Origin of the sequence: Halonatronum saccharophilum DSM 13868 (genome assembly GCF_000517025.1) — a bacterium.
GTDB lineage: Bacteria > Bacillota > Halanaerobiia > Halobacteroidales > Halobacteroidaceae > Halonatronum > Halonatronum saccharophilum.
In genome coordinates this window covers 567238-581810 of sequence record NZ_KI912094.1, presented here as the reverse complement: position 1 = coordinate 581810, position 14573 = coordinate 567238, and the positions used below count along the sequence as shown (strand labels likewise).

The 14573-nt window shown below is 33.6% G+C and carries 13 protein-coding genes, 1 tRNA gene, 1 rRNA gene and 2 other annotated features (1 of these 17 running past the window's edge); all 15 genes read left to right on the top strand.

Annotated features, from left to right (window positions below):
• Nucleotides 1–256: a sequence feature (23S ribosomal RNA rRNA prediction is too short), on the top strand; it begins 578 nt to the left of the window's first position.
• A 122-nt stretch (nt 257–378) separates the two neighbouring features.
• A 5S ribosomal RNA gene (rrf, locus tag HALSAC_RS0106405) occupies nt 379–495 on the top strand.
• A 7-nt stretch (nt 496–502) separates the two neighbouring features.
• Nucleotides 503–578: transfer RNA gene (locus HALSAC_RS0106400), tRNA-Asn, on the top strand.
• A gap of 248 nt (nt 579–826) precedes the next feature.
• On the top strand, nt 827–1357 hold the full coding sequence (locus HALSAC_RS0106395) for a UvrB/UvrC motif-containing protein (RefSeq protein WP_027339572.1): 531 nt from the start codon (nt 827–829) through the stop codon (nt 1355–1357).
• Nucleotides 1350–2381: a protein arginine kinase gene (locus tag HALSAC_RS0106390; protein ID WP_035571346.1), complete on the top strand. Its 1032-nt coding sequence runs from the start codon at nt 1350–1352 to the stop codon at nt 2379–2381. Before HALSAC_RS0106395 ends, HALSAC_RS0106390 begins: the two co-directional genes overlap by 8 nt.
• 16 nt (nt 2382–2397) lie before the next feature.
• Complete coding sequence (locus HALSAC_RS0106385) at nt 2398–4833, top strand: ATP-dependent Clp protease ATP-binding subunit (RefSeq protein ID WP_211231314.1); 2436 nt, start codon at nt 2398–2400, stop codon at nt 4831–4833.
• 100 nt (nt 4834–4933) lie between these two features.
• Complete coding sequence (gene radA / locus HALSAC_RS0106380; protein WP_027339569.1) at nt 4934–6298, top strand: DNA repair protein RadA; 1365 nt, start codon at nt 4934–4936, stop codon at nt 6296–6298.
• Nucleotides 6299–7390, top strand: a complete 1092-nt coding sequence (disA, locus tag HALSAC_RS0106375) for a DNA integrity scanning diadenylate cyclase DisA (protein ID WP_027339568.1) — start codon at nt 6299–6301, stop codon at nt 7388–7390.
• A 77-nt stretch (nt 7391–7467) separates the two neighbouring features.
• Entirely contained in the window at nt 7468–7965 is a 498-nt protein-coding gene (locus HALSAC_RS0106370; RefSeq protein WP_027339567.1) for a CarD family transcriptional regulator, read from the top strand.
• A 73-nt stretch (nt 7966–8038) separates the two neighbouring features.
• The gene (locus HALSAC_RS0106365) at nt 8039–9148 is read left to right on the top strand and encodes a PIN/TRAM domain-containing protein (RefSeq protein WP_027339566.1); all 1110 of its coding nucleotides are present in this window, start codon (nt 8039–8041) and stop codon (nt 9146–9148) included.
• A 23-nt stretch (nt 9149–9171) separates the two neighbouring features.
• A complete protein-coding gene (ispD, locus tag HALSAC_RS0106360; RefSeq protein ID WP_027339565.1) occupies nt 9172–9858 on the top strand; it encodes a 2-C-methyl-D-erythritol 4-phosphate cytidylyltransferase in 687 nt (228 codons plus the stop codon).
• Nucleotides 9855–10328, top strand: a complete 474-nt coding sequence (ispF, locus tag HALSAC_RS0106355) for a 2-C-methyl-D-erythritol 2,4-cyclodiphosphate synthase (protein ID WP_027339564.1) — start codon at nt 9855–9857, stop codon at nt 10326–10328. Before ispD ends, ispF begins: the two co-directional genes overlap by 4 nt.
• Before the next feature lie 11 nt (nt 10329–10339).
• A complete protein-coding gene (locus tag HALSAC_RS0106350) occupies nt 10340–11113 on the top strand; it encodes a HutP family protein (RefSeq protein ID WP_027339563.1) in 774 nt (257 codons plus the stop codon).
• Nucleotides 11114–11217: 104 nt separating this feature from the next.
• Nucleotides 11218–12675, top strand: coding sequence for a glutamate--tRNA ligase (gene gltX / locus HALSAC_RS0106345; protein ID WP_027339562.1), 1458 nt, complete (start codon nt 11218–11220; stop codon nt 12673–12675).
• Nucleotides 12676–12685: 10 nt separating this feature from the next.
• Nucleotides 12686–12905, top strand: a binding site (T-box leader).
• 57 nt (nt 12906–12962) lie between these two features.
• Nucleotides 12963–13610 carry a serine O-acetyltransferase gene (gene cysE, locus HALSAC_RS0106340; RefSeq protein ID WP_027339561.1) on the top strand — a complete coding sequence of 216 codons (648 nt, stop codon included), beginning with the start codon at nt 12963–12965 and terminating at the stop codon, nt 13608–13610.
• Nucleotides 13611–13614: 4 nt separating this feature from the next.
• On the top strand, nt 13615–14573 hold a 959-nt coding region (gene cysS / locus HALSAC_RS15190; protein WP_035571341.1), incomplete at its 3' end, for a cysteine--tRNA ligase.

Below are 14573 nucleotides of genomic sequence, written 5' to 3'. Positions count from 1 at the left end.
TCTGTCCCTAGTACGAGAGGACCGGGGATGGACATACCTCTGGTGTACCAGTTGTTTACCAAAAGCATAGCTGGGTAGCTAAGTATGGATCAGATAAACGCTGAAAGCATCTAAGCGTGAAACTAACCTTAAGATGAGATATCCCATAGAATTAATCTAGTAAGATCCCTGATAGACTATCAGGTAGATAGGCCAGAGGTGTAAGAGTAGTAATACTTTTAGCTGACTGGTACTAATAGATCGAGGGCTTAATCTAGATAAAAAAGGTAATCTATTTGTGCAGTTTTGAAAGTATAAAAATAGTATTGACATTTAATAATAAAAGATATATTATATTAGATGTTGCAAATACTTTTGTACTAACAAAATAAATATAATTCTGGTGATAATTGCGGAGGGGCAACACCTGTTCCCATTTCGAACACAGCAGTTAAGTCCTCCAGCGCCGATAGTACTGCAGGGGCAACCTTGTGGGAGCGTAGGTCATTGCCAGAATAAGTGTTCCCCGATAGCTCAGTTGGTAGAGCGAGTGGCTGTTAACCACTTTGTCGTAGGTTCGAGTCCTACTCGGGGAGCCATTTCGTTTTTTGGATACTCATTTAAATGAGTATCTTTTTTTAGTTTAGGGACAATATATTTGTATACTTTATTAATTATTTTTTAGTAATAACAAGAAAGTATTTAATTATTGAAGCTAATACCCGGTGAATAGTTATAATGATTAGTATTTCAATTTGAAAAATATACTTATATTGTAGTAAAATCTTAATTAAAGTTTGATGTGAAGTTAAGATGAAGCTAAAACTTTCCTAAAAGGAGGAAAAAAATGTTTTGTCAAGAATGCCAAGAAGCCGATGCAAGGGTTCATTTAACTAAAATAATTAATGGAAAAAAACAAGAAATTTATTTATGTGAGGGATGTGCTAGAAAAAAAGGGGATTTAGATTTGGGTTTGAGTATAGATTTATCATTTAATAATATATTAACCGGACTGTTGAATGGAAAGTTACATCCAAATAATAGCATTAACCATATGAATTTGAGTAGTTGCAATGAATGTGGTTTAACTTATGAATCTTTTTCTAAGAAGGGGCGATTAGCATGTAGTAAATGTTATGGGCATTTTGAGGAAAGGATTGATAAAGCATTAAGAAGAATTCATAGCAGTAATAAACATATAGGTAAAATTCCCAAAAGAGTTGGTGAGGATATAAAGATTAAAAAGAGAATAAAATCATTGAAAAATAAAATGGATGAAGCTGTCAATTGTGAGGAGTTTGAACAAGCAGCTGAAATTAGAGATGAAATAAAAAGACTGAAAGTTGAACTTGGTAGAAAGGGGGAAGTTAATGAGTGATATTTTAAATTATGGTTGGAGTTTAGAAGAGTTAGAAGAAAATGAAGTTGTAATTAGCAGCAGAATTAGATTAGCAAGAAATTTAAAAGATTATAAATTTACTAATTATGCTAGTGATGAAGAATTGAGTGAACTGGCAGATGATATAAAGGGCATTTTTAAAAATACTGAGAAACTAAAATTATCTTTAATTTATTTGAATCAATTAAATGATATAGATAGAAGAGTATTAGTAGAAAAGCATTTAATAAGTCCGGAGCACGCAAAAAAAGATAAGAATAGACTAGTTGTGCTATCTAAAGAGGAGACTATTAGTATAATGGTTAATGAAGAAGATCACCTTAGGATACAGGTTCTTTTCCCAGGCCTTAATCTATTAAAAGCTTTTAAAATAGCTGATGATATTGATGATTATATTGAAGGACATTTTGATATAGCTTTTGATGAAAAGTATGGTTATCTCACTTCATGTCCAACTAATGTGGGAACTGGGTTAAGAGCTTCAATTATGGTTCACTTACCGGCATTAAATATGCTTAGTAGAGTGAAGAAGCTGATGTCTACAATTTCTCAATTAGGGTTAGCTGTTAGAGGTTTATATGGAGAGGGTACAGATGTAATAGGTAATATCTATCAAATATCTAATCAAGTAACGCTTGGTCAGAGCGAAGATGAGATAATAGATAGCTTATTAGAAGTAACTAAGCAGATTATTAATCAAGAAAGAAATGCAAGGAGATTACTGTTAGAAGAAAAGAAGGTGCTTCTTAAAGATAAAGTCTATCGTTCTTATGGGATTTTAAAATATGCTTATAAAGTTGCTATTAAAGAATCAATGAAGTTAATTTCTAATGTAAAATTAGGAGTTGATTTGGGTATAATAAATGATATAGATTCATCTATATTAAATGAATTAATGATTACTGTTAGATCAGCTAATTTAGAAAAGAAAAATGGAGATAGGTTATCCTTAGAGGAAAAAGATATATATCGTGCTCAATTAATTCAAGAAAGACTAAAATAGAAGAGGAGGATTGATGATGATTTTTGATAGATTTACGGAAAAAGCACGTAAAGTAATAGGTTATTCACAGGATGAAGCTAAAAAACTTAAACATAATTATTTAGGCACAGAACACCTGTTATTAGGGTTATTAAGAGAAGAAGAGGGTATTGCAGCGAGGATATTGAATAAGAATAATTTAAATTTAGATAAAATACGTTCTAAAGTTAATGAGATAATTGGCAAATTAGAGAGTGTTAACAAGGAGAAGAATTTACCTTTTACTCCACGCACTAAAAAGGTATTGAATTTGTCTTTAGAGGAAGCGCATAGGTTAGGTAATAAATATGTAGGGACAGAACATCTGCTATTAGGTTTAATTAAAGAAGGTGAAGGAATTGCTGTTCGTGTTTTGAAGGAGTTAGATATTGATTTTACCAAAATAAAGCAAGATGTTAGTGAGCATTTAGGAGTGGATAAGAAGGTCTCTTCTTATAAGTATAAGCCTAACAGAAGAACTAAAGCTTTAGATAAATTTAGTAGTGATTTAACTCATATTGCAAATGAAGGCAAGTTAGATCCAGTTATAGGAAGAGGTAAAGAAATTGAAAGAGTTATACAAGTTTTAAGTCGCCGGAAAAAGAATAATCCTTGTTTAATAGGAGAACCAGGAGTAGGGAAGACTGCAGTTGTAGAAGGATTAGCTCAACGGATTGTAGATGGTGAAGTGCCAGAACTACTTTTAAACAAGAGAGTTTTATCTTTAGACTTAAGTTCTTTGTTAGCTGGGTCTAAATATAGAGGTGAATTTGAAAAAAGGTTAAAAGCAGTTATGAATGATATGATTGAATCGGGAGACATAATTTTATTTATTGATGAGCTACATACTTTAGTAGGGGCAGGTGGAGCAGAAGGTGCAATTGATGCAGCTAATATCTTAAAGCCTGCTTTAGCTAGAGGGGAATTACAGACTGTTGGTGCAACAACTTTAGATGAATATAAGAAATATATAGAAAAGGATACTGCTTTAGAAAGAAGATTTCAATCTATACTTGTTGAAGAACCTAGTGTTGATGACACTAAAGAGATATTAAAGGGTTTACGCGATGTATATGAAGCTCATCACAGAGTTAAAATTAGTGATGAAGCTATTGATGCTGCAGCAAAATTATCATATCGTTATATAAGTGATAGGTTTTTACCTGATAAGGCTATTGATTTAATAGATGAAGCAGGATCGCAAGCTAGGTTACAGCAAAATACTTTACCTGGAGAGGTAAAAGATCTAAACAAAGAGTTAGAGAGAATTGAACAAGAAAAAGAGATGGCAATAAAGTCCCAGGATTTTGAAAAGGCAGCCCAATTAAGAGATGATGAGAAGAAAATCAAGAATAAACTCGAAAAATTAGAGACTAGTTGGAAAAATAAAAAAGGTATGAATAAAAATAATATAACTAAAGAGCATATTGCTAGTTTAGTTTCAGATTGGACTGGAATTCCAGTTATGAAATTAGCTCAGAGTGAATCCGAAAAGTTACTAGATTTAGAAATAGAACTTCACCAAAGTGTTATAGGACAAAATGAGGCTGTTCATGCAGTATCTCAAGCTATAAGAAGGGCAAGGGCAGGATTGAAAGATCCTGATAGGCCAATAGGTTCATTCCTTTTTTTAGGGCCAACAGGTGTAGGAAAAACAGAGTTGGCTAAAACTTTAGCCAGTGTTATCTTTGATGATGAGGATGCTATGGTTAGAATAGATATGTCTGAATATATGGAAAAACATGCAGTATCTCGATTGGTTGGTTCTCCTCCTGGATATGTAGGTTATGAAGAAGGTGGACAGTTAACCGAAAAGATAAGGCGACGTCCGTATGCTGTTGTGTTATTGGATGAGATTGAAAAAGCTCATCATGAAGTTTTTAATATTCTTTTACAAGTTTTAGAAGATGGTCATTTAACTGATGCTCAAGGTAGAAAAGTTGACTTTAAAAATACAGTTATAATTATGACATCTAATGTAGGGGCCAATTTAATTCAAAATAAGTCAGGAGGCCTTGGTTTTAAAACCATAGAAACCGATATTGAAGTTAAAGAATATGAAGAAATGAAAGCTAAGGTGAAATCTAGATTGAAAGAGGTTTTTAGACCGGAGTTTCTTAATCGTCTAGATGAAATGATTGTATTTCATGCTCTTTTAGATGAACATATTAAAGAGATTGTTGATTTGATGATGAATGAATTAGAAAAAAGATTAAAGGGTAAAGGCATTAAGCTGGAAGTTAGTGAAGAAGCCAAAACAATAATAGCTAGAGAAGGCTATGACAAAGAGTTTGGAGCTAGACCTTTAAGGAGAACGATTACCAAAATGATAGAAAACCCGATCTCAAAGAGGATATTATCAGGTGAGATTAATAATAATGATAAAATTAAAATAATTGTAAAAGAAGATAAATTAGAGTTTCTAAAAGAGTAGAGAAAGCAGGGTGATCCCTGCTTTCTCTTATGTACTTGTTAAATTGTCTTAAAAATGTTATAATGAAGTTTAAGGCAATTCAAAACAGTTGGGTGATATTATGGCAAAGAAAAAGAAAAGATATATATGCCAAGAGTGTGGATACCAAGCTTTGAAATGGAGCGGTAGGTGTTCAGGGTGTAATACTTGGAATACCTTAGTAGAAGAAATAGTTGATCCTAAAGTAGTAAAAACTAATAAGAAGTTATCTAAGAAGGTTAATCTCCAATCTATCGATAACATTAAGATTGAATTGGAGGATAGAAAAGAGACAGGGTTTACAGAATTGGATAGAGTATTAGGTGGAGGGATTGTTGCTGGTTCTTTAGTTTTAATAGGTGGTGATCCTGGAATAGGTAAGTCCACTTTATTATTACAAGCATCTTATAATATAAGCGAAAAATATAATAGTGTATTGTATGTATCAGGTGAAGAATCAGAGAGACAGATTAGATTAAGGGCTGAGCGTTTAGGCACAATAACCTCTAATTTATTTATATTAGCTGAAACAAATTTATTAACAATCATCGACAATGCTAAAGAGTTAAAACCAGACCTTGTAGTTATTGATTCTATACAGACTATATATAACCCTCAATTAGACTCAGCGCCTGGTAGTGTAAGTCAAGTTAGAGAATCTACTAATAAATTGATGAACCTAGCTAAGAAAAATGAAATCCCTATATTTATTGTTGGTCATGTGACTAAAGAAGGCTCGATTGCTGGTCCAAGGGTTTTAGAGCATATGGTTGATACTGTACTGTACTTTGAAGGTGATCGACATCATAATTATAGAATCTTAAGAGGAGTAAAGAATAGATTTGGATCTACAAATGAGATAGGAATTTTTGAAATGGTAGCTGGAGGCCTCAAGGAGGTTTTAAATCCTTCTGAAACCTTTATTGGAGAAAGACCAAAAGGAGTTTCTGGTTCTGCTATTATCCCTTGCATGGAAGGTAGTAGACCAATTTTAGTTGAATTACAAGCTTTAGTTAGCTCTGCTAACTATGGTAACCCTAGTAGAATGACAACAGGTGTTGATAATAGAAGAGTTTCTCTTATTTTAGCTGTTTTAGAAAAAAGGTTAGGACTACATATCCAAGGACAAGATGTCTATATCAATATTGCTGGAGGGTTTCAAGTTGATGAGCCTGCTATTGATTTAGGTTTAATAGCTGCTATTGTTTCTAGTTTTAGAGATATTCCAATTCCTCAAGAAGTAGCTATACTAGGAGAGGTTGGTTTGTCTGGTGAAGTAAGGGCTGTAAATCAGACCGAAAAAAGGGTCAAAGAAGCTAGTAAATTAGGTTTCACTCAATTTATTATTCCTAGGAATAATAAAGGAGGCTTGCCTAAAGTTGAAGGTAAGATTAATGGGATAGAAAGTGTTAAGGAAATGTTAGATCTTATTCTAGGGGGTGAGTAGATGAACGACTTTTTTGATGAGGAGTTTGCTGATATATTAAAGTTGATTGCTCCAGGGACGGTTTTTAGAGAAGGTATGGAGAATATCTTAAGGGCCAAAACTGGTGCATTAATTGTTATTGGTGATAGTGAGGAGGTTCTAGCTGCTGTTGATGGTGGCTTTAATATTAATGCTGAGATGACTCCAACTAGATTGTATGAGTTAGCTAAGATGGATGGTGCTATTGTATTAAGCAGTGATGCTCAAAGAATACTGTGTGCCAATACCCAACTTGTTCCAGACCCTTCTATTACTTCGGTTGAGACAGGAACTAGGCACCGTACTGCAGAAAGGATTGCTAAGCAGACAGGAGAATTAGTAATCTCTATATCTCAAAGAAGAAATATAATTACCCTATATAAAAAGGGTAAGAAATATATATTAGAAGAGATTAGGGTGATTCTAGCTAAAGCTAATCAAGCAATTCAAACTTTAGAAAAGTATAGAAGTGTCTTAGATCAGGTCTTAACCAATCTAAGTGCTCTAGAATTTGAAGATTTAGTCACTATATCCGATGTAGCAACTGTAATTCAAAGAACTGAAATGGTTTTAAGGATTGGAGAAGAGGTAAGAAATTATATTAATGAGTTAGGTAGTGAAGGTCGTTTGATTAAGATGCAATTAGAAGAACTGATATCTAATGTTAAAGAAGAAGGGGTATTGATAATCAAAGACTACAAAGCTCAATTAGATGAAGAAGATGGGGTAAGTGATGAAGGTTTAAGTGGTATATTTGATAAGTTTTCAAGTTGTCATTCAGAGGAATTATTAACTTTATCAACAATTAGTAAAGAGTTAGGATATGGTGGTAATATTAATTCTCTTGAACTTTCAATTTCACCGAGAGGATATAGACTATTAAGAAAGATACCAAGACTACCTATGCCTGTAATTGAAAACTTGGTTCAGACTTGTGGTGATTTTCAAGAGATATTAAATGCTTCTATAGATGAATTAGATGATGTTGATGGGATTGGTGAGGTTAGAGCACAGGCTATAAAAGAAGGATTAAAGAGACTCAGGGATCAGGTTTTGCTAGATAGACATATTTAGGTGGAACACATTGACATCTAAAGTTATAAATGATATAATTTAGAGGGATGATTATGCATTGAATGGAGGGTGGATTAATGTTTGAAATTGGGGATAAGATTGTTTATCCAAATCATGGGGCCGGAACAATTGTAGATATAGAAGAAAAAGAAATCTTAGGTGAGAAAAAGCAGTATTATATAATGCAGTTACCTATCGGTGAAATGAAAGTTATGATACCAAAGGACAATGTTGAGGACATAGGTTTACGTAATGTTGTTGGTGGAGAAGTAGTATCTAAGGTATATCAAGTATTAGAAGGTGAACAGAGTGAAATGTCCCAAAATTGGAATAGGCGCTTTAGGGCTAATACTGAAAAGATTAAAACAGGAGATATCTTTGAAGTTGCTGAGGTTGTAAGAAATTTGACTATAAGAGATATAATTAAGGGTCTTTCTACTGGAGAAAAAAAGATGCTGAGTAATTCAAGGCAGATATTAATTAGTGAGTTAGTATTAGCAGAAGATAAGAGTGAAGAAGAAGTAGAAGAAAGAATAACTGAAATATTTGAGAGTCAAGAATTTGAAGAGGAATAAATATAGCGTCAGGTTAACCTGGCGTTTTCAGTTTGTTAATTTGTAAATATATCTTGAAAGGGGGTGAGATGAGTTGCTAAATAGAGTATGGAAGATTATTTTTTTAGTTATTGGGGCAGTACTTGGTTATCAAATAGTAGACTTTTTTAATTTGGGAGAAGAAGTAAGTTGGGAGTTAAGTAATTTAGCAATTAATATGAGTTTTTATGGTATAATAATCGGTGGAATAATAGGTTTTATTATTTTCCCAATTGTAGTTGAAAATATAGTGAAATTTATTTTAAGGCTGGAAGGTGATCTAGAGGTGATCCCTATTAAAGATATGATAGCTGGAATATTAGGTTTAGTAATTGCTCTAATATTAGGGGTATTAATTGTGGTCGCTTTTTCTATCTCTTCAATTCCTAGGTTTGGACTTTTGCTCCAAGTTGTTATTAACTTAACTTTGGCTTATTTGGGGTGGAGTTTAGCGATTAAAAAGAGTGGGGAATTATTCAATAATATAATAAAAGTAAATAAGAAGAATAAAAGGTTTAAGTCTACAGAACTAAATTCAGAAAATAATTTGCAAGCTACTTATAAGATTCTTGATACAAGTGCTATAATAGATGGTAGAATTGCAGATATATGCCAGACCTCTTTTATAGAAGGCGTATTGATAATACCTAAATTTGTTTTAGAAGAACTACAACATATTGCTGATTCTCCTGACTTGTTGAAGAGAAATAGAGGAAGAAGAGGCTTGGATATTTTAAAGAGAATACAAAAAGATTTGGATATATGTGTTGAAATATATGATCAGGACTTTCCAGAAATTGATGAAGTAGATAGTAAGTTAGTTAAATTAGCTTTGGTCTTAGATGGGAAGGTTGTTACTAATGATTATAATCTAAATAAAGTCGCTGAGTTGCAAGGGGTATCTGTTTTAAATATTAATGAGTTAGCCAATGCAGTAAAGCCAGTTGTTTTACCAGGTGAAGAGATGAAAGTTAAAATTATTAAAGATGGTAAAGAAGCTGGACAAGGTATAGGTTATTTAGATGATGGTACAATGATTGTAGTTGACCATGGCAGAGATTATATTGGTGAGCAGATAGAAGTTTTAGTCACAAGTATCCTACAGACTTCTGCAGGTAGAATGATCTTTGCTAAGCCTAAGATGCTCGCTAAACAAGCTTTATAGATTTTAATGGGGGAATTTATTTTATGAAGGTTAGTGTAATTATTCCAGCAGCTGGTACAGGAAGTAGAATGAAAGCTGATAAGAATAAACAGTTTTTAACTTTAGGTGGTAAAGAGATTTTGGCCCATACAATAGCTAAATTTATTGATTGCGATATTTATGAAATTATAGTAGTTACTAAAGAGGATGAATTAAATTATTGTAAAAAGGAAATAATCAAAAGGTATAGTTTTAATAATGTCAGGTTGGTTAAAGGTGGGCTAACAAGGCAAGAATCTGTTTATAATGGCTTACAAAGTGTTAGTTTAGAAAGTGAAATTATATTAATACATGATGGAGCTAGACCATTAATAAAAGAGAGTCAAATCCAAAATATTATTGCTTCTGTTAAAGATTATGGAGCTGTAGCTTTTGGTGTTCCTTTAAAAGATACAGTCAAAGTAGTAGATGAAGATAAGAAGATATTAAATACTCCTAAAAGAGATAGTTTAGTTGCTATTCAGACACCTCAAGCTTTCAATAAAGAAATGATTATAAAAGCTTATAGAAAGGCAAAAGAGGACGGTTTCTTAGGGACTGATAGTTCTAGCCTTGTAGAGAGAGCTGGGGGAGAAGTAAGGGTGTTGGATGGCTCTTATGAGAACATAAAGATTACAACACCTGAAGATCTTTATTTTGCTCAAAGGACACTATCAAGGAGGAAATTATGAGGGTAGGTATAGGTTATGATGTTCATAGGTTAGAAGAAGGGGAGGGCTTGGTCTTAGGTGGTGTAAAGATTAAATATCACTTAGGTTTACTAGGACACTCAGATGCTGATGTATTACTTCATGCTATCAAGGATGCTCTCTTAGGTTCAATTGGTGAAGGTGATATTGGGCGTCATTTTCCTGATGATGATCCTAAATATAAAGGTATCTCCAGTTTATTGCTTTTAAAAGAAGTCGGTAAACTGCTTGAAAAAAAGGGGTATGAGTTGAATAATTTAGATGGGGTTATTATTGCTCAAAAACCTAAATTAGCGCCATATATAAATGAGATGGAAGTTAATATAGCTAAAACATTAAAGGTTGATGAAAATAGAGTAAATATAAAAGCAACTACAACAGAGAAGTTAGGCTTTGTTGGAGAAGAAGCAGGTATTGCTGCTCAAGCAATAGCAAGTGTAAAAGAAAGGTAGGTAAAATTATTATGTTAGTAAAAGATCTAATGACTAAAGATGTTATTACAATAAATCCTAGTACAACTGTTGAAGAGGCAGAGAGGTTAATGAGCCTTAACAATATTGGCAAGTTAGTTGTAGTAGAAGACGATAACAAAGTAGTAGGAATGATTACAGATGGAGACTTAGTTCAGCAGCGTAAATTGGAGATGCTTATCAATGATATTATGACTAAAGAGGTTATTGTCACCTATAAGAATAAGAGCATTCAAGAAGCTTCACAACTTCTTTCGGACAACCAAATAGGTGGAGTTCCTGTTTTGGATTCCAAGAATAAGTTAGTAGGTATCTTAACTGCTGCAGATATTGTAGCTGGATATGTTAAAGAGGAGAGGACAGCTAAGATATCTCCAGAAAGTTCTGCTATCTATTTAGCTATGACTAGAAGTAGAGACTATGAGAACTATTGGTTAGATAAGATAAAGGGTTATGGCTATAGAGTAGCAATTACTCAAACAGGGGCCAACGCTGAAAACTTACCTATAAAATTAAGAGAGAGCACTACAGTAGCAGCTATTGCTCGCGGTGTTATTAAAGAGAATTTAAGAGAGAAGATGGCTGTATCTAATGCTGTAAAGGATGCTTATCTCCAACTGAACTTAGTAAACCCAGGGTTGGGTGGTGGATTTAAGGTTTCTATTGTAAGGGGAGAAGGAAGACTTGCAGTAGCTGTATTTGGAAAGTTTGGGCATGCTTTAGTTGATGGACCAGAACAGTTAGCTATTGGTATGAGTGTAGTTTAAAGTTAAAGGCAATCGGGAGACTGATTGCCTTTTTTCTTGAAAAGAATTATTATATAGTTTATAATGATATTGTTAAAATTGTTATATAAGGAGAGGGGAATATTATGAGTGAGGTAAGAGTAAGATTTGCTCCAAGTCCTACAGGACAGATACATATTGGAAATATAAGAACTGCTTTATTTAACTATTTATTTGCTAAGAAGATGGATGGAACTTTTATCTTAAGGATTGAGGATACAGATAGGGAAAGATCTGCTAATGAGTTTGAAGATGTAATTCATCAAGAGATGAATTGGTTAGGTTTAGATTGGGATGAAGGTGTTAAGGTTGGTGGAGACTTTGGCCCTTATCGCCAAATGGAAAGATTAGATTTATATAAAGAATACATAGATAAGCTATTAGAGGAAGAGAGGGCTTATCGTTGTTATTGTACACCTGAAGAGTTAGATCAAATGAGAGCATCTCAAAAGAAAGCTGGAGAAGCACCAAGGTATACAGGAAAGTGCCGTAACTTAACTGATAAAGAGCGAATTGATCTTGAAAAAGAAGGTAGAGAGTCTGTAATCAGGTTCAAATCTCCTCAAGAAGAAAGAGAGATTGTTGTTGATGATCTTATTAGAGGTCAGGTAGCTTTTAGTAGTGATGTTATTGATGACTTTGTTATAGTTAAATCTGATGGAATTCCAACTTATAATTTTGCAGTTGTTATTGATGATCATTTAATGGAAATTAGTCATGTTATACGTGGAGAGGATCACCTTTCAAATACACCTAAGCAAATTCTAGTTTATCAAGGTCTTGGTTGGGATACTCCTAGATTTGCTCATTTATCGATGATTTTAGGTTCTGATAAATCTAAGTTGAGCAAAAGAAGTGGTGAAGCTTATGTATTTGTAAGTGAATATCGTAAGAAGGGGTATTTACCACAAGCTTTATTGAATTTTTTATCTTTATTGGGATGGTCTCCTGAAGGTGATGAAGAGGTATTTAGCAAAGAAGAGATTATAGAACAGTTTTCGATAGAGAGAGTAAATAAGAGTTCTGCTGTCTTTGATGTTGAGAAGTTAAATTGGATGAATGGTCTATATATTAGAGATGCTCAGATAGATACAATTGTTCAATTGGCCCTTCCTTATTTAAAAGAAGCAGGGTATGATTTAGAAGATGAAGATCCTAAATGGGTCGAGCTTTTAGTAGATACAGTAAGAGGTTCTTTAGATTATATTGCACAAATTGCAGATGAAGTAGATATATTCTTTGGTGAAGTAGAATATGATAATAAAGAGAAGGTTGTAGAAACTTTCAAGCAAAAAGATGTAGATTTGGTTCTTGAAACTCTAAAGGAGAGGATAGAAGCATTAGAAACTTTAGATCCTGCAGAGATAAAGTCTATGTTAAAGAAGACTATGAAGGATCTTCCTGTTGGAGGAAGAAAGTTTTATCACCCTACAAGGTTTGCTTTAACTGGTAAAGGATCTGGACCAGAATTGTATAATGTCATTGCTATATTAGGAAAAGAAGAGAGTATTAAAAGGTTAGATAAAGCATTATCTTTGATATAATAATATAAATTTAAAGATTGTGATAGGGAGGAGTAGGTTAGAGTCTTTCTTTGCAGAGAGAAGGTATCTAGGCTGGGAGTACCTTTAAGAAAGGCTAACTGAATGCACCTTTGAATTGGATAGTTGAATTAAAAAGTAAACTATCTCGTCTAGTCAGCGTTAACAGACAACTAAGTGGGCTGTTATTATAATGGTCAAACAGAGTGGAACCGCGACCTTTCGTCTCTGAATTAAGGGATGGAAGGTCTTTTGATATTCTTTTTTAGACTACAAGGAGGTGGGGTTGTATGTTTAAAACTATGAAAGCGGATATAAAAGCGGTATTTGAACGTGATCCTGCAGCAAATAGTATCTTTGAGGTTTTGCTGACTTATGCTGGTTTGCATGCTCTTATCTTGCATCGTCTTGCTCACCCTTTATATAATATAGGTTTAAGAATTATACCGAGGGTAATTTCTCAAATTAGTCGTTTTATAACAGGGATTGAGATACACCCTGGTGCAAAGATTGGTTCTGGATTCTTTATTGATCATGGTATGGGGGTAGTTATTGGAGAGACTACTGAGATAGGTGAGAATGTAACAGTCTATCAAGGTGTAACTTTAGGAGGAACGGGAAAAGAGGTAGGTAAACGCCATCCTACTTTAAAAGACAATGTTATGGTAAGTGCTGGAGCTAAGGTTTTAGGTTCTATAACTCTTGGAGAGAATGTTAGAGTTGGTGCTGGAGCAGTAGTTTTAAAGGATGTTCCTGATAATTGTACTGTAGTAGGAATTCCAGGAAGAGTTGTGATTAAGGATGGTAAGAAGGTCAAGAATCAAGGGATAGATTTAGATCATGGAGATCTTCCAGATCCAGTTCAAGAGATGCTTAAGTGTATGAATAAGAGAATAAGGGTCTTAGAAAATGAAAATAATAAGTTGAAGGAGGAGTGAAAAGATGGGAATTAAAATATATAACACATTATCAGGAGAGAAAGAAGATTTTAAACCGATAAAAGAAAATGAAGTTGGAATTTATTCTTGTGGGCCAACAGTCTATGATTATTTTCATATTGGTAATGCGAGAGCTTTTATTGTACCAGATATAATCAAGCGATATCTAAATTATAGAGGTTATAAGATCTTTCATGTATTAAACTTTACTGATATCGATGATAAGATGATTAAAAGGGCCAATCAAGAGGAGGTTACCATTGAGCAGTTAGCAAATAGATTTATCAAAGCTTACTTTGAAGATACTGATGCTTTGAATATAAGAAGAGCTGATATTTATCCTAAAGCCACAGAACATATAGAAGGTATGATTGACCTTGTAGAAAAATTAATTGCTAAAGATTATGCTTATTCTAGTGGTGGAGATGTTTACTTTAGGGTTGAGAAGTTTGATGAGTATGGGAAGTTATCTAAGCAGCATTTAGAAGATTTAGAGGCTGGTAATAGAGTAGAGGTTAGCGGGGTTAAGGAGAACCCTTTAGACTTTACTTTATGGAAAGAGAGTAAAGAAGGGGAACCTTCTTGGGAAAGTCCATGGGGTTTAGGAAGACCAGGATGGCATATTGAATGTTCTGTTATGTCAACTAAGTATTTGGGTGATAGATTTGATATTCATACCGGTGGTGTTGATTTAACCTTTCCTCATCATGAGAATGAAGTAGCACAAAGCGAGGCTTGCTGTGGTCATCAAGTGGTTAACTACTGGGTTCATAACGGTTATATAAATATTGATGGGGAGAAGATGTCTAAGTCCTTAGATAACTTCTTTACTATAAGAGAGATATTAGAGAAGTATAAAGCAGAAGTGATAAGATTTTTCTTAATATCTAAGCATTATAGAAGTCCAATTAACTTTAGTGATAGTGAGTTAGATAGTGCCAAAAAGAGCTTAGGTAGATTGTT